The organism is Hymenobacter gelipurpurascens, from assembly GCF_900187375.1.
GTDB classification, from domain to species: Bacteria; Bacteroidota; Bacteroidia; order Cytophagales; family Hymenobacteraceae; genus Hymenobacter; species Hymenobacter gelipurpurascens.
Map to the genome: position 1 here is coordinate 2,406,270 of NZ_FYEW01000001.1, position 18,778 is coordinate 2,425,047.

The following is an 18,778-nucleotide window of genomic DNA, read 5'->3' on the forward strand; positions in this document are numbered from 1 at the left end:
GTCAGTTTCAGAAGCAACGACTTCCGTCGGTTACCCATCCGTGGAATCCACTTAATTCGTCTAAATCCGTGATTAAACGAATAAGCCTTCTACCGAAAGATAACGTTCGCCGGTATCGTAGCAGAAAGTAAGCACACGGCTTCCTTCGGGAATCTCATCAAGCTTCTTGGCTACGGCGGCCAGCGAAGCACCCGACGACACGCCCATGAAGATTCCTTCTTCGCGAGCGGCACGGCGAGCCATATCGAAGGCTTCCTGTTGGCTAACCTGGATGGTGCCATCGAGAACCTCCCGGTGCAGGTTGGCCGGGATGAAGCCCGCTCCAATGCCCTGGATAGGGTGCGGGCCAGGAGCGCCGCCGCTGATAACGGGCGAAAGCTCGGGCTCTACGGCAAAAGTTTTCATGCGCGGGAAAAGCGGTTTCAGGACTTCCGTTACGGCCGTGATGTGGCCGCCGGTACCTACGCCAGTAATATGAAAATCGAAGCCTTCGGGCATATCGCGCAGAATTTCCTGCGCGGTGGTTTCGGCGTGTACCTTGATATTGGCGGGGTTTTCAAATTGCATCGGCATCCAGGCGCCGGGCGTGTCGCGCACAATTTCGCTGGCTTTCTCGATGGCGCCTTTCATGCCCTTTTCGCGCGGAGTCAGCTCCAGGTTCGCTCCGTAAGCGGCCATTAGTCGGCGCCGCTCAATAGACATACTCTCGGGCATCACGACTGTAATCTTGTAGCCTTTTACGGCAGCTACCATGGCCAGGCCCACCCCTGTATTGCCGGAAGTAGGCTCTACAATCAGCGAATCTGGCGTTAGGAGACCATCTTTCTCGGCCTGCTCAATCATGGATAACGCAATGCGGTCTTTGATGCTGCCGCCGGGGTTAGCGCGCTCCAGCTTCACCCATACCTCTACATCGGGGCGATGGGCAAACAGGCGGTTCAGACGAAGCAACGGGGTATTGCCGATGGTATCCAGAATGGAATTAGCTTTCATGGGAAGTTGTAGGTTGAGAGAGTAGTAAAATGGAAACGAACTGGCTAGCCGCAGGAAATACTCACGTAGGCCAGTTGCTGTGCGAAATCAGATAGAAAAGGTAATATCAGCAGTGGGGTCTTCGGCTCGCGTGACCTGAATCTGGGCCCGGTGGTACACCCGCGAGTGCGAGGGCACGCTCTCCGTAAGCCACACGTTGCCACCAATGACGCTGTGGCTACCTACCACCGTATGGCCGCCCAAAATAGTAGCGCCGGCATATATCACTACGTGGTCTTCGATAGTAGGGTGGCGCTTGATGCCCTGCAGATGTTTGGCCACACTCAGAGCCCCGAGCGTTACGCCCTGAAATATCTTGGCGTGCGCGCCAATTACGGCCGTTTCGCCGATAACGATGCCCGTACCGTGGTCGATGCAGAAGGACGGACCGATGCGCGCACCGGGGTGGATATCAATGCCCGTGCGTTGGTGCGCGTACTCGCTGAGCAGGCGCGGCACCCGGGGCACCCCCCGCTGGTACAGGCCGTGCGCGAAGCGGTGCATGGCAATGGCATAGAAACCGGGGTACGTCACCATCACTTCGGGCAGGCCCTCGGCGGCAGGGTCTGCTTGTAGGATGGCTTCGGCATCTAGCAGCAGCACCTCGCGCAGCACCGGCAGGCCGGCCATACAGTCGGCGGCTAATTCTGCGGCGGAGCGCGGTGTTTCTACAGCTAGCAGCAACGAGGTCAGGTCGTCCTGTAACAGGCCTAGGGTGGCGGCTACGGCATCGGCGTTGCGCAGAGGGCGCTCGGCGCGTTCCGGAAACAGCACATTGAGGAGCTGATCGGCCAGATGGCAGAATGCCGGCCCCGGCAGCGGCGCGGCGGCTTGCTGATGAGCGTGCGCCAGGGCCTGAATGAATGCATCGTGCGACATACGGAGCTATCTGAAAGCGGCACTAGGCCTTTGCCTAGCTGCCTGTGGGCCGTAAGATATACTTGCAAGGCCCAGTCAGCAACCTGCGTGGCCGCGGAAGGTTTCGCTTTGGGCAATAAGTAACCGCCACGCAAGGGTTTGCGTTAGCCTGAGAGTTCTCGTCGTCTTTCACCTAACCTAGCCTGACCATGGCCGATACCACCATCACGAAAGTAGATTCCAGACATTCACCCAAAGGCCCCGAGGGCGAAAAATACCTGGCCTCCGGTACGCATCTATCCATGCGGCTCTGGGAAAATGAGTCGCCGGCTGAAGCCAAGGAGCCGGTTACCCGCTCCTACGAAACGGTAGGCTATGTTATTCAGGGGCGGGCTGAGCTGCATCTGGAAGGCCAGATGGTGCTGCTGGAGCCCGGCAACTCCTGGGTAGTGCCTCGCGGCGCCTCGCATACCTACAAAATTCTGGAAGCCTTTACGGCTGTAGAAGCCACAGCGCCGCCCGCACAAGTGCACGGCCGCGACGATAAATAAGCCCCACCCGCCCCAGTAAACCACAACAGGCCTAGCGAAATGATTTTCTAGGCCTGTTGTGATTTACTGGGGTATATGCGCTGGCCTTGGTGCTTTTTTCACACATCTAACGATACAAATCTTTCTTTATATGTTATAATAATATAGCATTTTTATAAGTACCTTGAGAGTGGAAGACGGAGCATGCCAGCGTAGGGAATCAGGCGTGCGAAGCGTTGCTTAGGCACGCACTTATGGCTGTGATTTTTCAACCTGCAGTGTTGCTTCATAGAGGAGGTCAGCACTACGCATTGCTCCTTCAAGATGAAACAACCTTACTTTCTGGTGGCAGCGGGCTTACTTCTGCCGTGTACATACTCAGTGGCCGCTCCGGCCCTGTATGTGAACAATCTTAGCCTGACGGGCGACATTTACACTACGGCTATAGGTAGTGATGTGACGGGCACGGGCTCCAGCAGTGCGCCTTTTGCCACCGTAGCCGCCGCCCTACGCGCCGCCGATGCCACTACTACCACCATTTATATTGATGCCGGCACCTATTCCGAGCGTGTGGTGCTGGATAAGAACATCAGCCTGCAGGGCGCCGGCAGGGCCATCGACAACCCCGGCGCGGCTACTATCTTCAATGGTGGCCTAGCGGCATCTAGCGCTCAAACCCAGGAAACGGGCATCTACATTGCTACTCCGGGGAGTGGCTCCGTGTTCGTAAAAATCTCGAAGTTGACGGTTCGCAACTACGACTATGGCATCCAGACCTATGGCAGTAGCCCGCTGACTAACTTTGTACTGGAGGATGTGGAGGCGGTTTCTAACCGACAGCACGGTATTTTCTGGAATGCCTTGGCCGGCACCAGCAACATCACCTTCCGGCGGGTGCGGGCCGCCCAGAACGCGCTGCCGCCAAACACCAATACCAACGGCGCGGGGCGCGGCCTGTTTGTGGTGAATGGCCACAAGCAGAACATTCTGGTAGAAGACAGCCAATTTGAGCAGAACCGCCGGGGTGGCCTAGACATCAACGATGGCAGTGTAAGTGGCCTGGTCATTCGCAACAACCGTTTCACCCTGAATGCCGGGGCCGCCTTAGCGATACTCGGGGCAGCAGGGCAGCGGGGCGCCGGCGGCACCTATACCACCATTGCGGCCCTCATCGAGAACAACCTCATCCGCGACAATCCTTCTAACGGCATGGAACTGAAGGCCTGCACCGGCAGTGGCCTAGGCGCCGGCCCTGGCAGCTTTGTGGTGCGCGGCAACTACATTGCCCGTGGCCTAGGCCAGCCACAGAACATAGGCGAGGACAACGCGGGCATTGCCTTCCTTAACCGCGACCGGGGTATCATCAATGCGGGTGGTGGCCTCAACGGCGACCTGACAACGGGAGGCGCCTTCATTCAGAGCAATACCGTTCGGGGGTATTTAGCCGATGCGTTCAGCTCCTTTTTTGGCAGAAACGGCTTTGGTGTAGTGCTGGAAGGCAGCAATAACAAGGTGTTCAACAATGTAATTGCTCGCTGCCAATACGGGGTTCAGGTGCAGGATATTGCCGCTGCGCCCCTTCTTAACTCGCCCCTGTTTGATATCGACCGCAACACTCCTTTGGTATCTGTGAATGATAGCATTCGGCAGAACCGCCTTGATACCTGCACCACGGCACTACGCGGTATCAACTTAAGCAATGTAGTAGAGGCGGGCCTGAACTGGCTGGGCAATAGCACCTTTTTGGCCGTGCGAGGCACCAGCGGCAGTGCAGGCGCCGTTGTTACGCTGGGTGCTCCTGGCGGCTTTCCTGCGCAGTCAGCCTTTGAGCCCACGGGCTTCATCACGTACTCTCCCTTCCTCAACTCCCGCACCGATGCCTCTGCCGCGGCCGGCTTTCAGGGAGACCTGTCTTTCCTGAATGTAGATCGGTTCTGCCCGACTCCGGGCCCGGTTGCCTGCTTGCAGAAAGGGGTGGACTTTGTGACGGAGAACGGCACCGTGTATATGTCGGCGGAGGTGTACAACCAAAGTGTGGTCATCACCAAAAACCTGACCCTCACCAACACCGGAGCCCCCACTACCATCCAGAACGTTACCCTGAATAGCTTAGGCAAAGTCCTGACGCTGGGCTCTCCGGTGAGTATCACGGGGGCCCTGACGCTCAACAGCGGCCTGATCAGCAGCACGGCCACCAACCTGCTGACCCTGACCAATACGGCCACCAGCAGCGCCGGCAACGCCAACTCCTTCGTGAGTGGCCCCATGCAAAAAAACGGGAATTCGGCCTTTGTGTTTCCCCTAGGGAAAGGCTCTACCTGGGCTCGGTTGGGCATTTCTGCCCCCGCTACGGCGGCCACCAGCTTTCTGGCCGAGTATTTCGCGGCCTCATACCCTTCCGCCGCCCTGGCCGGAGCCCTGACCAGCGTAAGCCGCGTGGAATACTGGAACCTTGCGCGTACCGCTGGCACCGACAACGTAACGGTGCGCCTGTTCTGGGAAGACGGCACCCGCAGCGGCATCACGTTCTCCCCTAAGCTGCAGGTAGCCCGCTTCGATGGCACGGCCTGGAACACGGAAGGCAATGGTGGCCTAGACGGAAGTGCGCCAGCCGGCTCCGTAGCATCAGCGGCGGCCGTGAGCCAGTTTAGCCCGTTTACTTTCGCCTCCCTGCCGCCGCTGCCGGTAGAGCTGGTACGCTTTCAGGCCGCCGCTGCCCCGAACGGCGTAGTGGACCTGCGCTGGGCTACAGCGTCGGAAAGAGACAATAAGGGGTTTGGGCTGGAGCGCAGCCTGGATGGGCAGCTCTGGCAGCAGCTGGCCTTTGTGCCGGGGCAGGGCTCCACCTTGCTTCGGCAGGAATACCGCTACGCCGACCGGCCCGGGACCTTCGGTAGGCCACTGTATTATCGGTTGCGGCAGCAGGATATGGGGGGCCGCAGCACGTACTCTTCGGTAGCTACGGTGGTGCTGGCAGCTTCTGATGTGGCGGGCACGCTCACGCTGCACCCGAACCCCGCCTCCCCTACTGACCAGGTGACGCTAGGCCTCTCCCGCCCGCTTGGCTCGGCCGCCCGCCTGCTCCTGCTCGACCTCACCGGCCGCCTGGTCATGAGCCAGCCGGTGCCTGCCAACGCTACTGAAACTACCCTGACACTCCCGGATGAGCTGGCCGCCGGCACCTATTTGGTGCAGCTAACTGGCACGAAGCAGTTCAGTAAGCCAACGCGGCTTGTCAGGAAGTAGCCAGCACATTCTAAACCATAAAACCGGCCTTAGTAGCCGGTTTTATGGTTTTTATAGCGCTTGTGTCGCCTGGCTCAGGTCGCAAACTCGGCCACTTTAGCCAGCACTGAGGCTACCACTTCATCAGCCTGAAACAGGCCTTGTTGCCGCCATAGCTCTACTCCCTGGTGTACCAACACGCAGGTAGGCAGCTGGGTGGGCGTAAAACTCCGTACCACGGCCGAGTAGTTGGCCTCATCTACTTTCAGAACCCGTACGGCAGGCCCCAGCCGCCGTTGCAGCGCCGCAAGGTCGGCCGGAGAATAGGCCGGTGACTGAGCGCCCATGTCGCCTGCCAAAGGAGGAAGCATCACCAGTAACACAGCTGTTACGGGCAAAACCTGCGCAGTAGAGGGCAACATGCCTGACATGGGAAAAGAAAAATAAGTACAGCAGCAAAACTAGGCTGCGGAGAAGGTCTAGCGCATGACGGCCGTCAGGACGAGCGGCTGATATTGCTCATCTACTATTTTTTGACCAAGTTGCCAGGTAGCTTTACAGTCTCTACCCCCCTGCAATGCCAACCAACCCAAACCATAATATACTGACAGACATACTCTTCGATCAATCCCAGGGGTTTGTAGGCCTGTATGATGTAGCGGTGGGTTGGTTTACGCGCGTGAATGAGGCCGGCTATAAGATGATGGGCTACCCTTCTGCGGAGGCGCTCTACCAGGACCCTCAACGCTCTTTACGGCCCCATCCGCTGACACCCGAAGAACGGATTCAGCTGCAGGCCCAGATGGATCAAACCGGCCACTATGAGCTGGACATGGAGTTGCACCGGCAGTCCGGCGACACGTTTCGGGCCCACGTGGAGCTGAACAGCTTCGTAAGCGAAAACCGCCAGTTTTACTTGGTTCGCTTCACGGATACCAACCGCCTCCACGAAGCCGAGCGCAACCTGAACCAGAGCGTGCGGCGCTTCGAGGCCGTATTCGACCACGCCACCATTGGCATCATTGTGTGCAACCGCCAGGGCAGCATTGTGCTGACCAACGAAAAAGCCCTGCAGCTCTTCGGCTACTCCAATGATACGCTGCTAGGCCAGCGCATTGAGCTGCTGGTGCCCGATGCCGTGAGCGGGCGCCACGAGAAGCTGCGCGAATCTTTCAATGCACATCCTTCGGTCCGCTCCATGGGCGCCAACCGCGACCTGCAGGCCCGCCGCCGCGATGGATCGGTGTTTCCGGTGGAAATCAGCCTGAGCTATTTCAACCTCGATGAGGAGCTTTTTGTAGTGGCCTACATCATTGATATTACTTTCAAGCAGGAATCGGTGCGGGCGCTGCAGGCCGAGCGCCAACGGGTAGAGCGCCTCAACGCCGACCTGGAGCAAAAGGTAGCCGACCGTACGCACGCCCTCATGACCACGCTGGCCGAGCTGGAAAAGCGCTCCGAGGAGCTCACCCAGGCCCTGGCCGCCGAGCAGCAGCTGGGCGAGCTAAAGTCGCGCTTCGTGTCCATGGCTTCGCATGAGTTCCGCACGCCCCTGACGGCCGTGCTCACCTCGGCCACCCTTATTGAGAAGTACCCCGGCACCGATCAGCAGCCCCAGCGCCTGCGCCACCTCGACCGCATCCGGGCCTCCGTGAAGCACCTGAGCGATATTCTGGAAGAGTTTCTTTCAGTGGGCAAGATTGAAGAAGGCCGCATTGAGGCCCATCCGGCCCGCCTGGAACTGCCCACTCTGCTACAGGAAGCGCTGGCCGATGTGCAGGGCCTGCGCAAACCGGGCCAGCAGATTGAGCTGCTGCTTGATGAGGTAGGCCCCTTGTGGCTCGATGCCTCCTTGCTGCGCAAAGTGCTGGTAAACCTGCTCTCGAATGCCCTGAAATATTCCGGCGACAACACCACCGTCACGGTGCAGGCCTCCAGTCAGCACCATCATCTTACCTTGGTGGTGCAAGACCAGGGTGTAGGTATCTCCACAGAAGACCAGCAGCACCTGTTCGAGCGGTTTTTCCGGGCCCGCAGTGCCGCCAATATTCCCGGCACTGGCCTAGGCCTCTACATCATCACCCGGTACCTGGAGCTGATGGGCGGCACTATCTCCTTGCACAGCGAGCTTCACGTAGGTACCACCGTCACCATTACTCTCCCCTATGCCGACCATTCTGCTGATTGAGGACAACGAGTTTATTCGGGAAAACACCGCCGAGATTCTGGAGCTGGCCGGCTATACCGTCCTGACTGCCGAAAACGGCAAAATAGGCGTGGCGCGGGCTATCGAAACCAAGCCCGATCTGGTAGTCTGCGACATTATGATGCCGGTGCTCGATGGGTACGGCGTGCTGCAGATCTTCAACCAGAATCCGCAGCTGGCAGGTGTGCCGTTCATTTTCCTGACGGCCAAGACCGAGCGCGCCGATTTGCGGCGAGGGATGGAGCTGGGCGCCGATGACTACCTGACCAAGCCGTTTGATGAAAGCGAGCTGCTGAGCGCCATCACGGGCCGCCTCAACCGCTTCCGCCAGCTCCGGCCCGAGTATGACTTGCAGACACCAGGTGGCCTAGGCCAGTTTCTCGACGATGCTTCGGTGGTGGGCAACCTGATGGGTCTGACCGCTGACCGGCGCCCCCACACGCTCAAGAAAAAGCAGGAACTCTACGCCGAGGGCGACGAGCCTACCCGCCTGTACTTCGTGCAGGCGGGGCGCGTGAAGACGATGCGCCGCACGGCTGCCGGCAAAGAGCTGATTACGGGCGTATATGGCCCCGGCGAGTTCTTTGGCTACCTGCCCTTGCTTCAGCAAATCCCCCACCCCGATTCGGCAGTAGCCCTCGAGGACGCGACGCTGCTCTATATTCCGCAGGAAGATTTTCTGCAGCTGCTGCACCGCAATGCCGCCGTAGGCCAGCAATTTGTACGGCTGCTGGCGGGGCGCGTGAGCGAGCGGGAGCAGCAACTGCTGGGTATGGCCTACCACTCGTTGCGCCGGCGCGTGGCCGATCTGTTGCTGCAGCTGCACGAGCAACAAGTCGCCAGCCATGCCGAAGCGCCCCTTATCCAGCTCTCCCGCGACGACATGGCGGCCCTCATCGGCACCGCTCCTGAGTCCCTGATTCGGACCCTGAGTGAGTTCAAGCAGGATGGGCTGATTGAAATGACCAACCACGGCATCCGGCTGCTGAACCCGCAGAAGCTGCGTCAGCCCAACTGGTAGGCCACTGCTAGGCCAGTTTGCCAAGCTGAGGGTAGCGCGAACAATGTAGCACAGACTTTAGTCCGTAGTCTTATGTGCTGGCTTTGTGTTTCAGCGAGTTATGAGTGAGGCTACGGACTAAAGTCGGGGCTACATTGTTCGCCAAACCACAACAGGAAGCTCTAGGCCACCTGACGGGCTCAACGCAGCAGGCGGTTAGCACGTTAGTGGTGGTACTGTATTGGGTTCCCACTTCTTCCTGCTACTTCTATGTCAAGCCCTGTTCTGTCGCATTTACTGGAGCATAAACTGGTTTCCATCATCCGGGGGGCCGATCCGGATCATCTCGTCAGTATGGTCAGGGCGTTGCATGCGGGCGGGGTGCGGTCAGTGGAAATCACCATCAATTCCCCCAAAGCACTGGCAGGCATCGAGAAAGTAGCCGATGAACTGGGCGACCAGCTGATGGTGGGCGCCGGCACCGTCCTCGACCCTGAAACGGCGCGGGCGGCGCTGCTGGCGGGGGCGCAGTTCATCATCTCGCCTACCCTCAACAAGAAGACCATTCAGATGACCAAGCGCTACGGCGCCGTCAGTATTCCCGGCGGCTTCACGCCCACCGAAATCCTGACGGCCTACGAGCACGGCGCTGATATTGTGAAGGTGTTTCCGGCCTCGCTGGGCGCCGCGTATTTCAAGGATATCAAAGGTCCGCTGCCCCACATTCCGCTGATGCCGACTGGCGGCGTGAAGCTGGAAAACATCCGGGAGTTTCAGCAGGCCGGGGCCGCCGCCTTTGGGCTGGGCAGCTCTTTGGTAGATACCAGCCGGCCTTATTCCGAGGAGTATCTGCGGGAGCTAACCCGCAAGGCCCAGCAGTTTGTGCAGGCTATTTCCGCCGCTTTTTAAGTAGCCGAAAGCCTTACTAGCTGAGTGCGGCCGCCTTACGCTTCCTTCCCAGGTTTGACCCTAGCTTTCCCCCTTCCTCTTATGAAAATCACGGGCTTCAAGCTGTACCAGGTGCCGCCGCGCTGGCTGTTTCTTAAAATCGAAACCGACGAAGGATTGGTGGGCTGGGGTGAGCCCGTGATAGAGGGGCGTGCCGCTACTGTAGCCACAGCGGTGCAGGAACTGCTGAGTAGCCTCATCGGGAAAGACCCGCTCAACATAGAAGACCACTGGAACGTGATGTACCGCGGCGGCTTCTACCGCGGCGGCCCCATCCTGATGAGCGCCATTGCGGGCATCGACCAAGCCCTATGGGACCTCAAAGGCAAGTTTTTCAACGCGCCTATTTACCAGCTGCTGGGTGGCAAGGCCCGCGACACCATGCGCGTGTATTCCTGGATCGGCGGCGACCGGCCCGCCCACGTAGGCCTGGCCGCCAAAGAGATGGTAGACAAAGGCTTTACGGCCGTGAAGATGAACGCCACGGAGGAAATGGGCTACGTCGATTCCTTTGCCAAAATAGATGAGGCCGTGGCCCGCATTGCCGCCGTGCGCGAGGCAGGCGGGCCATACCTAGGCATCGGGGTTGATTTTCATGGACGCGTACACAAGCCCATGGCGAAGGTGCTGGCCAAGGAGCTGGAGCCGTTTCGGCCGATGTTTATTGAGGAGCCCGTGCTGGCCGAAAACAACGAAGCCCTACGCGAAATAGCCCGCCACACCTCCATTCCTATTGCCACCGGCGAACGGATGTTTTCGCGCTGGGATTTCAAGCAGCTGCTGATTGATGGCTACGCCGACATCATCCAGCCCGACCTTTCCCACGCGGGCGGCATCACGGAGTGCAAAAAGATCATTTCCATGGCTGAGGCCTTTGATGTGGCCGCGGCGCCGCACTGCCCGCTGGGACCTATTGCGCTGGCTGCCTGCCTGCAGGTAGATGCCACCTGCCACAACGCCTTCATTCAGGAGCAAAGCCTGGGCATCCATTACAACCAAGGCAATGATCTGCTGGATTACCTCACGGATGCCAGTGTGTTCCAGTATGAAAATGGCTACGCCAACATCCCGTCGGGGCCGGGCCTAGGCATCGAGATAAACGAGGCCTACGTGATTGAGCGCGCCAAGCTAGGCCACGACTGGAAGAACCCGATCTGGCGCAACCCCGACGGCAGCGTAGCCGAATGGTAGCCCACTTGCTTACACCCAGACTGCACTAGCATGAGCGTATTATCTCACTTCCTGAGCTGTGACTGGGGCACCTCATCATTTCGGCTGAAACTGGTGGAGCTGCCTGGCCTACGGGTGGTAGCCAACCAGAAATCGGACGAAGGCAACGCGGCCACGTTTGAGAAATGGCAGCAAGCCAAGCAGCCCGAGCAGCAGCGGCTGGCGTTTTACCAGGCTATCCTTCGGGAACACGCCCGGCAGCTGGAGCAGCAGGCGGGGCGCCCCTTGGCCGGTGTGCCGGTGGTGGTTTCGGGCATGGCCAGCTCTACTATTGGTATGCTGGAACTGGCCTACAAGCCGCTGCCCTTCGCCGCCGATGGCTCCGACCTCGCCACCCAGCTCCTGCCCGCAACCGCCGAGTTCCCCTATCCGGTGCTGCTGATTTCGGGCGTACAGTCCGACGACGACGTGATGCGGGGTGAGGAAACCCAGCTGGTGGGCTGTGGCTTCGCGGATATCGCGGCGGCGCAACTGTTCCTGCACCCCGGCACTCACGCCAAGCACGTGCTGGTGCAGCAGGGCCAGGCGGTATCCTTCAAGACTTACATGACCGGCGAGTTTTTCTCTCTGCTTTCCAAAGAGAGTATTCTGGCCGCCGCCGTAGAGCCCGCCGAGGATGTGCAGCTTCCGGCCCACGCCCAGGCCTTTGAGCAAGGCATTCGGGACAGCCAAACGGGCAACCTGCTGCACAACGCGTTTCTGGTGCGAACGGCCCGTTTGTTTGAAAAGCGCTCTAAGCCAGAAAATTTCTTCTACCTGAGTGGCCTACTGATTGGCTACGAGCTTCAGAACTTTCCCGCGGAATTTAGAGGGGCCATCACGCTGGCCGGCGAAACCGCTCTGGTGCACTCCTACGAAGCCGCATTGCGCCTGCTGGGCATCACGGAAAGAGTGGCCTCGGTAACGATTAAGGGCGCGGAAGAAGTAACCCTGCGGGGCCAGGCCGCAGTGCTGCAGCGGCTCCAGGAAACCGCTCCTGCTTCCTTCAGTGCAGCGAAATAATACGGCCCTTGCCTCGCCTTATGCCTGTGAGTCTGGGAAGTGGCAACGGCTCCGGTACCGTGGGGCAAGTGCGCACAACCGCCGGCTTGGCTTGGGGGTGGCCTAGGCTTCTGAGGGCCGCCAATAAGTGCCAGGCCTCTAACATCCGCAGCGAAGTCACTAGCTATATAACAAACAGAATATCTGTTATTTAAACATGATATAAGTCAGCAACTGCAGTTAATATTCCTCATTCCTATCCTTCGGGTGGGCATCTACCTTGCTTATGTAAACTGCCCGGCCACGCGCTGTGCCGGGCATAAACTACGCATGCCATGAGCCCCCAGTCTGCTACCATTTCTACTACCGATGACCGCTTGGCGGACACCGACATCACGGACGCTATTGAACTGCTGTTTCTGCTGCAGAAAGGGGTGACTTCCCAACTCATTGATGTGCGGACCCACGAAGGTATTGTGGAGCTGACTGGTTTCACGAGTTGCCTGCTTTCGCGAGAACGGGCCGAGGAAATGGCCAAAGCCGTGCGCGGCGTGCGCGGCGTCATCAACGAGCTTGAAATCCGGACTCCTGATATTCCGGACGAGGAGCTGCTGCACAGCGTGGAGCAGGCCCTGAAGCAGGACCCTGCCACCCGGGAGTATAACGTGCGCTGCCAGGCTTGCGAAGGCCGCGTGACGGTGGAAGGCACGCTTCAATCGTGGGCGGAGCAGCAGTTGGTGCTGCAGGTGCTGAAGAGCGTGCGCGGCGTACGCGAAATCGAGAAACGCCTCAACACCCGCGACGAGGACGTGACCAATTCCGACAAGGAAATTAAGACCCAGCTCCTGGAGCTGCTGGAATGGGATATTCGTGTAAAGCCCGACCTGATTACCATTCAGGTAAACCAGGGCGTGGTTACCCTGACCGGCACCGTAGGCACCCCCACCGAGCACGACCGGGTGGTGGCCACCGCGTATCTGGTAGGAGCTACGCAGGTAGATGCGAGCAACCTGTTTGTGGCGCAGTGGGCCATGGAAAAAACCTTGCGCCGCCAGCAGTTCACCGTCAAGGCCGACGAAGAAGTGGCCCAGGCCGTGCGCGATATTCTCAGCCACGATCCGCGCGTGCGCGCGTTCAACCCTATTGTGCATGTGCGCGAAGGCGTGGTTACGCTGGCAGGCACCGTGAGTAATCTGCGCGCCCGGCAAGCCGCCGAGCAGGATGCTTACAACGTGGTGGGCGTACGGGAGGTGCACAACCTGCTGCTGGTGCGCATCTACCTTCCCTCCCCCGATGCCAGCATCAAGCAGCATATCCGGGCAGTGCTGGCGGCCGATGCCTACGTAGGCCAGTACAACTTCCGGGTGAACGTGAGCAACGGCAAGGCGCACCTGTACGGCACCGTTTGCTCCCACTACGACCAGCAGCGGGCCGCCGATCTGGCCTCGAGCGTGCTGGGGGTGGTAGAGCTGATCAACTGGACACAGGTGGGGGCTTCCCGCGAGGTTGTATTGACTAAAGCGGCCTCTATCAGTAGCAAAACCACCACGCCCCCGGCCAGCCTCGACCCCGACCAAGTGCTGGAACAGCGCCTGCGCAACCGCTACTATTGGTCGGCGCTGCTGCACAACCAGGAGATTGACCTGACGGTGCGCAAGGGCCGCGTGACGCTTACCGGCACGGTAGATTCTCGTCTGGAACGCCAGCAGGCCGCCACCGAAGCCATAGTATGTGGCGCCCGCGAAGTAAACAACCATCTACATCCTACTCACTCCTGAGCTCCGTCCTACCTGCTCCGCCGGCTGCATCTCTCCCATGCCCGGTCTGGCGGGGCAGGTTTCACGGGGGCCTTGGGGTGTTCAACGTCCTTACCGGCCATGTACCAGCCCACCTCTTCCCGCACCTACACGCGCTACCCGGTTCCGGCGGCCACACCGGGTCGTTTGGCCCGCCGCCTGAGTGGTATGCTCCCGACTGACTATGACTTTAGCCGTGACACGCTGACGGAAGAAGAAGGCCGCGCCCGCAACAGTCAGGCCTACCCCGGCTATTGCTAAGCCAGTAGCTGCACAGGTGGCCTACGCGCCGGCTGCCCATCCATTCTCCGACTTTATTCCTTCTCTGCCATGCCTACTCCTGCTCTTGTTGTCCTCACCGATTTCTTCGCAGTCTCCAACCGCGCCCTTTCCTACGCTGCCGGCCTGGCGCTGCCTCTGCAGGCCCACCTGGTGCTGCTGCACGTACGCCACGATGGGCTGCTCTCGCTCGATAGCTACGCCAGGCACCACGAAGGCCCATTGGATGAGCGCCACACAAAGCAGGCGCTGCATAAGCTGGCCAAAAATCAGCCGGTACCAGCTCAGGTGGAGGTTTCGGATGAATTTCTGCCCGATGCAGTAGCAGAGGCCGTGCACCATCACCACCCGGAGCTATTGGTGCTTGGCCGCCCTGGCACCTCTACCACGCCGGAAGAGGTGGTAACCAGCGCGGCGCTAGACCTACTGCGGCGCGTACCCTATCCGCTCCTGATTGTGCCTACTGTAGGCTGGGATTCATTTCCGCCGCGCCGGCTGGCTTTGGCCATAGATGGCGAGCCGTTTACCCTCTACGAAAATCAGTACATAGTGCAGCACCTGCTGGCAAGCACGAAGGGCACCCTGCATATTATTCATGTGGCCAATAAGCTGGAGCAGGACCACGACCCCGAGCAGCTGGTGCGGATGGTACGCGGGGCCGGCTTGGGCGATACGCTCACGCGGGAGCAAGTAGTGGTGGTACCTGGCCTACGTCCTGCGCAGGGCATTCAGCAAGCCGCCGGCGAGCTAAACGCCGACATGTTGATTGTGGTGGCCCGCCGGCATAACCTGCTGAGTAGCCTGTTTCATCGGAGCGTAACGGCCCAGCTCATCAGCGAAAGCGCCATTCCGGTTCTTTTGCTGCCCTCGCAGGACTAGCGCCTGCCGTCATTATTGTGGTGCGCCGGTTCCCCATCGTTTCTGCTGAAACAGGATGGGTGGCCGGCGCACTTGCTGTAGCCCTGGCCTAGGAGCCTACAATAGAGTACCTTCATCTTACTGCTTACCTGATTGTTAACCGACGCTATGCTTATCCCTACCGAATCTACATCGGCAGCTACGGCTTCTTCAGGCAGCAGCGGGCTCAGCGAGGCGGAGGCGCAGAAACGGCTCCTGCAGTATGGTCCCAACTCTGTAGAAACGGCCGTTCAGGAAAGCGCGTGGCGGGTGTGGCTGCGGCAGTTTCGGAGCCTGATAGTTGCAGTATTGGGCGCGGCGGCCGTCTTTTCATTTGCCTTTCAGGAGCAGGCCGAGGGTTACGCTATTCTGGCCGTTATCGTGCTCAATGCCATCATTGGGTTCTGGCTGGAATGGAATGCCCAAACCTCCATGACGGCCCTGCGGCGTATGGGCATCAGCCCGGCGCGCGTACTCCGCAACGGACAGGTGAAGGCTATACCTTCCGATCAAGTAACTATCGGCGACGTGCTGCTGGTAGAAGCCGGCGAGGTAGTAGCCGCCGATGCAGAGCTGTTTGAGGCCCAGCAGCTCCAGGTCAACGAATCGGCCCTCACCGGCGAATCGATGCCCGTAAGCAAAGCGCTACTGAGTGAGCCGCCCGCGGAAACCGTGCCGCTGGCCGAACAAGTAAACCGCCTATTTAAGGGCACCGCCGTGGTGAATGGTACCGGTCGCGCCTTCGTGACGGGGGTGGGCAGCGGCACCCAGCTGGGTACTATTACGGAGCTGGTGCAGCAGGCCCAGCACACCGCCACGCCGCTGGAAGCTAAGCTCAACCGCTTGGCCCGGCAGCTGGTCATCATCACGATAGGCCTGGCAGCGCTGTTTGTGGTGGCGGGTTTGCTGGAAGGCAAGTCGGCGTATCTGCTGATCAAAACGGCCATTGTGCTGGCCGTAGCCGCAATTCCGGAGGGCATGTCGATTGTGGCCACGCTCGCCTTGGCCTACGGCATGCTGCGCCTGGCCCGGCGCAACGTGCTGGTGAAGCGCCTCGCGGCCGTAGAAACCTTGGGCGGCACCGACGTTATTTTCACGGATAAAACCGGCACGCTCACGCAAAACCAGATGGCGGTGCATACGGTATGGCTGCCGGAAGGGCGGGTAGAATTTACGCCCGGCGAAACCGAAATTGCGCCGGATCTTTTGCGCAGTACCGCCTACCAACAGCTGCTACACGTGGCCGTGCTTTGCAACAATGCCACTTTCTCGCCCGAGAACCTGGATGCCGCCCTCGGCGACCCACTGGAAGTGGCGTTGCTCTCTTTGGCCCACTCCAGCCGCTTCGATGTGCCGGCCGTGCAGGCCAAGGCCCGCCGCCTGGCCGAGCAGCCTTTCAACTCCGATACGCGCCTGATGGCTACCCTGCATCATCACGACCACAGGCAGGCCTGGGTAGCCGTGAAAGGTGCCGCCGAGGAAGTTCTGGCCCATTGCACCTTCATACAGACCGCCGAGGGAAACCACGCCTTTGAGCCTTCGGAACACGCCTTGTGGCTGCGCCACGCCGAGGAGCTGGCCCAGCGTGGCCTACGCACGCTGGCCCTGGCCTACCGCGGGCTGGCGGCAGAAGAACAACCCGACTGGGCCCACGAGCTGATATGGCTAGGCCTGGTGGCTTTTCTGGATCCGCCGCGCCCCGAAGTAATTCCGGCCCTGGACGCGTGCCGGCAAGCAGGCATCCGGGTGATTATGGTAACCGGCGACCATCCGGCCACGGCCCTGACGGTGGCCCGCCAAGTGCATCTGACGACTAGCGAAGACCAAACCGCCGTTACGGGTGCGCAACTCGCCGAGCTGTTAGCACAAGCCAACAACGAGGGCCTAGAGCAGTTGCGGAAGGCCGCGGTATTTGCACGCGTGAGTCCGGCCCAAAAGCTCGACCTGATTAGCCTGTACCAGCAACATGGCCACATAGTAGCCATGACGGGCGACGGCGTAAACGACGCTCCGGCCCTGAAGAAGGCCGATATTGGGGTGGCTATGGGCCTGCGGGGTACGCAGGTGGCCAGCGAAGCCGCCGCCCTGGTGTTGCGCGACGACTCCTTTGCCTCCATAGTGGTGGCAGTGGAGCAGGGGCGCATCATCTTCAGCAACATTCGTCGGTTTGTGCTGTACTTGGTTTCCTGCAACCTGAGCGAGATACTGGTAGTGACGGCGGCGGGCCTGCTGGGCCACGGCCTGGGCCTATTGCCGCTCCAGATTCTGTTTTTGAACCTGCTTACGGATGTATTTCCGGCCCTGGCGCTGGGGGTTGGCAAAGGAAGTTCGCACGTGATGCAGCACCCGCCCCGCGACCCCCAGGCCCCCGTGATGCGCCCCGGCGACTGGCGACTGGCCACCGCCTACGCAGCCCTGATGACGGTAGCGCTGCTGGGCAGCTTCTATGTAGGCCACCACCTCTATGGCCTCTCGGCTGAAGTCGGCAACAACATCCTGTTCTATGGCCTAGCGGCCTCGCAGTTGCTGCACGTGTTCAATATGGCCAGCATCAGCACCCCCCTCCGCGACAACGACGTGCTGCGCAACCGCTATGTGTGGCTAGCGCTGGCCCTGTGCAGTGGCCTGCTGCTGCTCACGTATTTCCTGCCTGCGCTCCGAGAACTGCTGGGCATAGCGCCGCTGCACTTCTTCGAATTGTTGCTGATAGTGGTGCCGGCTGTGGCCGTACTGGTGCTGGGCCAGCTGCTGGGGTACTGCCTGAGCCGGTGGCAACGAGTGGCCTAGCGGGCTACGGCAGTATCATGGGCAGCGCGGGCCTGACGTTTCTGCTGACGCTTGAGGTAGCCGCGCACCAGAAAGTTGTGCTGCAGGGCCGTCATGGTTTGGTTGAAGCCGGCCGTACCTTCCTCCACGTGGCGCATGCTCTGGCGCATCTGGCGGCTGAAGGTAGTATCGGTGAGGAGCGTGTTGAGTGGGCCGGCGCCGGTGCTTACCTGCCGTTTCAGGTGGGCCACGGTGCGGGCTAGCGTATCGGAAGTACCGGCGAGCTGGCGCGTGGCGTGGCCTAGCTGGCCGGCAAAGGCCGTATCCGTAAGCAAATAGCCCGCCGGGCCCCGCCCCTGCCCGATGCCCTTCGTGAGCTGATGCAGCTCCCGTGAAGACTGCTCCAGCTCGGCAGTGGCCCGCGCCGCGTGGCCCATGGTCTGGCGCAGATTGCCAGCCATGTCCTTATCATCCAGCAGCGCCCAGAGCGCCTCACTCCCATTGAGCTTTTGCGTTATCTGGCGCAGATCCTGGGTGATGCCGATAAGGTTTTTGCTGGATACATTCAGTGTACCCAGCATGCCTTCCAACGACACGGGCACTTTGGTAGGCAGCACGTCGCCGGGCTCTATGGAGGGCGCCGGCGTGGCGGCAGCCGTCAGGTTCACAATAGTGTTGCCCACCAGCCCATCGGTGCCGATGGAGGCAATAGCGTTCTTTTTCACAAACGGCTGCACGTCGCGGTTTAGGTTCATGACTACGCGCACGGTGCTGTCGTTGAGGATGCGGATATCGCGCACGGTACCCACCGGAATACCTGCCAGGCGCACATTGTTGCCCTTCAGCAACCCCGAGACGTTCCGGAAATCGGCCTGCACCTGCAAAGAGGAGCTGAACAGGTTCTGCTTCCGCCCCAGCAGAAACAGAATCGCCATCAGGCAAGCCATGCCCACCAGCACAAACAAGCCCAGCCGAATATTATTACCGGCGCTGCGTTGGGTCATAACGATGGGGTTTGAAAGAAGTAGGC

15 protein-coding genes are annotated in these 18,778 nt (G+C 60.0%); 11 read left to right on the forward strand and 4 right to left on the reverse strand.

The genetic code is table 11. The features are described from left to right. Positions 1 to 72: 72 nt before the first annotated feature. Positions 73 to 993 carry a cysteine synthase A gene (cysK, locus tag CFT68_RS10200; RefSeq protein WP_088843318.1) on the reverse strand — a complete coding sequence of 307 codons (921 nt, stop codon included), beginning with the start codon at positions 991 to 993 and terminating at the stop codon, positions 73 to 75. A gap of 87 nt (positions 994 to 1,080) precedes the next feature. Further along, entirely contained in the window at positions 1,081 to 1,911 is an 831-nt protein-coding gene (locus CFT68_RS10205; protein ID WP_088843319.1) for a serine O-acetyltransferase, read from the reverse strand. Positions 1,912 to 2,099: 188 nt separating this feature from the next. Between CFT68_RS10205 and CFT68_RS10210 the strand changes: the two genes are divergently transcribed. Together CFT68_RS10210 and CFT68_RS10215 are read left to right on the forward strand one after the other, a co-directional pair. Continuing rightward, entirely contained in the window at positions 2,100 to 2,441 is a 342-nt protein-coding gene (locus CFT68_RS10210; RefSeq protein ID WP_088843320.1) for a cupin domain-containing protein, read from the forward strand. A gap of 303 nt (positions 2,442 to 2,744) precedes the next feature. Further along, positions 2,745 to 5,666, forward strand: a complete 2,922-nt coding sequence (locus CFT68_RS10215; protein ID WP_088843321.1) for a right-handed parallel beta-helix repeat-containing protein — start codon at positions 2,745 to 2,747, stop codon at positions 5,664 to 5,666. 74 nt (positions 5,667 to 5,740) lie between these two features. Here CFT68_RS10215 and CFT68_RS10220 read toward each other — a convergent pair whose 3' ends face one another. Then, positions 5,741 to 6,067 (reverse strand): hypothetical protein, encoded by a 327-nt coding sequence (locus CFT68_RS10220; RefSeq protein WP_088843752.1) that lies wholly within the window; start codon positions 6,065 to 6,067, stop codon positions 5,741 to 5,743. A gap of 155 nt (positions 6,068 to 6,222) precedes the next feature. Between CFT68_RS10220 and CFT68_RS10225 the strand changes: the two genes are divergently transcribed. The 9 genes from CFT68_RS10225 to CFT68_RS10265 all read left to right on the forward strand — a co-directional run bounded on the left by CFT68_RS10225 (position 6,223) and on the right by CFT68_RS10265 (position 17,769). Continuing rightward, the gene (locus CFT68_RS10225) at positions 6,223 to 7,833 is read left to right on the forward strand and encodes a sensor histidine kinase (RefSeq protein ID WP_088843322.1); all 1,611 of its coding nucleotides are present in this window, start codon (positions 6,223 to 6,225) and stop codon (positions 7,831 to 7,833) included. After that, positions 7,811 to 8,872 (forward strand): response regulator, encoded by a 1,062-nt coding sequence (locus CFT68_RS10230; RefSeq protein ID WP_088843753.1) that lies wholly within the window; start codon positions 7,811 to 7,813, stop codon positions 8,870 to 8,872. Before CFT68_RS10225 ends, CFT68_RS10230 begins: the two co-directional genes overlap by 23 nt. Before the next feature lie 249 nt (positions 8,873 to 9,121). Then, positions 9,122 to 9,760 carry a bifunctional 4-hydroxy-2-oxoglutarate aldolase/2-dehydro-3-deoxy-phosphogluconate aldolase gene (locus CFT68_RS10235; protein ID WP_088843323.1) on the forward strand — a complete coding sequence of 213 codons (639 nt, stop codon included), beginning with the start codon at positions 9,122 to 9,124 and terminating at the stop codon, positions 9,758 to 9,760. 81 nt (positions 9,761 to 9,841) lie between these two features. Next, a complete protein-coding gene (gene dgoD / locus CFT68_RS10240) occupies positions 9,842 to 10,990 on the forward strand; it encodes a galactonate dehydratase (protein WP_088843324.1) in 1,149 nt (382 codons plus the stop codon). 30 nt (positions 10,991 to 11,020) lie between these two features. After that, entirely contained in the window at positions 11,021 to 12,031 is a 1,011-nt protein-coding gene (locus CFT68_RS10245) for a 2-dehydro-3-deoxygalactonokinase (RefSeq protein WP_088843325.1), read from the forward strand. 314 nt (positions 12,032 to 12,345) lie between these two features. Then, positions 12,346 to 13,788, forward strand: a complete 1,443-nt coding sequence (locus tag CFT68_RS10250) for a BON domain-containing protein (protein ID WP_088843326.1) — start codon at positions 12,346 to 12,348, stop codon at positions 13,786 to 13,788. Positions 13,789 to 13,887: 99 nt separating this feature from the next. After that, the gene (locus CFT68_RS10255; RefSeq protein ID WP_088843327.1) at positions 13,888 to 14,067 is read left to right on the forward strand and encodes a hypothetical protein; all 180 of its coding nucleotides are present in this window, start codon (positions 13,888 to 13,890) and stop codon (positions 14,065 to 14,067) included. A gap of 69 nt (positions 14,068 to 14,136) precedes the next feature. After that, positions 14,137 to 14,964: a universal stress protein gene (locus CFT68_RS10260; RefSeq protein WP_088843328.1), complete on the forward strand. Its 828-nt coding sequence runs from the start codon at positions 14,137 to 14,139 to the stop codon at positions 14,962 to 14,964. 147 nt (positions 14,965 to 15,111) lie between these two features. After that, positions 15,112 to 17,769 carry a cation-translocating P-type ATPase gene (locus CFT68_RS10265; RefSeq protein ID WP_088843329.1) on the forward strand — a complete coding sequence of 886 codons (2,658 nt, stop codon included), beginning with the start codon at positions 15,112 to 15,114 and terminating at the stop codon, positions 17,767 to 17,769. On the opposite strand, the gene CFT68_RS10270 is transcribed toward CFT68_RS10265, so the two are convergent. Further along, a complete protein-coding gene (locus CFT68_RS10270) occupies positions 17,766 to 18,752 on the reverse strand; it encodes an MlaD family protein (RefSeq protein WP_088843330.1) in 987 nt (328 codons plus the stop codon). The two genes, CFT68_RS10265 and CFT68_RS10270, sit on opposite strands and share 4 nt — an antisense overlap. Positions 18,753 to 18,778 lie beyond the last annotated feature (26 nt).

Bases quoted from the DNA above. Each gene is read 5' to 3' on its own strand.
- cysK (WP_088843318.1), bottom strand. From the start codon at position 993: ATGAAAGCTAATTCCATTCTGGATACCATCGGCAATACCCCGTTGCTT.
- CFT68_RS10205 (WP_088843319.1), bottom strand. From the start codon at position 1,911: ATGTCGCACGATGCATTCATTCAGGCCCTGGCGCACGCTCATCAGCAA.
- CFT68_RS10210 (WP_088843320.1), top strand. From the start codon at position 2,100: ATGGCCGATACCACCATCACGAAAGTAGATTCCAGACATTCACCCAAA.
- CFT68_RS10215 (WP_088843321.1), top strand. From the start codon at position 2,745: ATGAAACAACCTTACTTTCTGGTGGCAGCGGGCTTACTTCTGCCGTGT.
- CFT68_RS10220 (WP_088843752.1), bottom strand. From the start codon at position 6,067: ATGTTGCCCTCTACTGCGCAGGTTTTGCCCGTAACAGCTGTGTTACTG.
- CFT68_RS10225 (WP_088843322.1), top strand. From the start codon at position 6,223: ATGCCAACCAACCCAAACCATAATATACTGACAGACATACTCTTCGAT.
- CFT68_RS10230 (WP_088843753.1), top strand. From the start codon at position 7,811: ATGCCGACCATTCTGCTGATTGAGGACAACGAGTTTATTCGGGAAAAC.
- CFT68_RS10235 (WP_088843323.1), top strand. From the start codon at position 9,122: ATGTCAAGCCCTGTTCTGTCGCATTTACTGGAGCATAAACTGGTTTCC.
- dgoD (WP_088843324.1), top strand. From the start codon at position 9,842: ATGAAAATCACGGGCTTCAAGCTGTACCAGGTGCCGCCGCGCTGGCTG.
- CFT68_RS10245 (WP_088843325.1), top strand. From the start codon at position 11,021: ATGAGCGTATTATCTCACTTCCTGAGCTGTGACTGGGGCACCTCATCA.
- CFT68_RS10250 (WP_088843326.1), top strand. From the start codon at position 12,346: ATGAGCCCCCAGTCTGCTACCATTTCTACTACCGATGACCGCTTGGCG.
- CFT68_RS10255 (WP_088843327.1), top strand. From the start codon at position 13,888: ATGTACCAGCCCACCTCTTCCCGCACCTACACGCGCTACCCGGTTCCG.
- CFT68_RS10260 (WP_088843328.1), top strand. From the start codon at position 14,137: ATGCCTACTCCTGCTCTTGTTGTCCTCACCGATTTCTTCGCAGTCTCC.
- CFT68_RS10265 (WP_088843329.1), top strand. From the start codon at position 15,112: ATGCTTATCCCTACCGAATCTACATCGGCAGCTACGGCTTCTTCAGGC.
- CFT68_RS10270 (WP_088843330.1), bottom strand. From the start codon at position 18,752: ATGACCCAACGCAGCGCCGGTAATAATATTCGGCTGGGCTTGTTTGTG.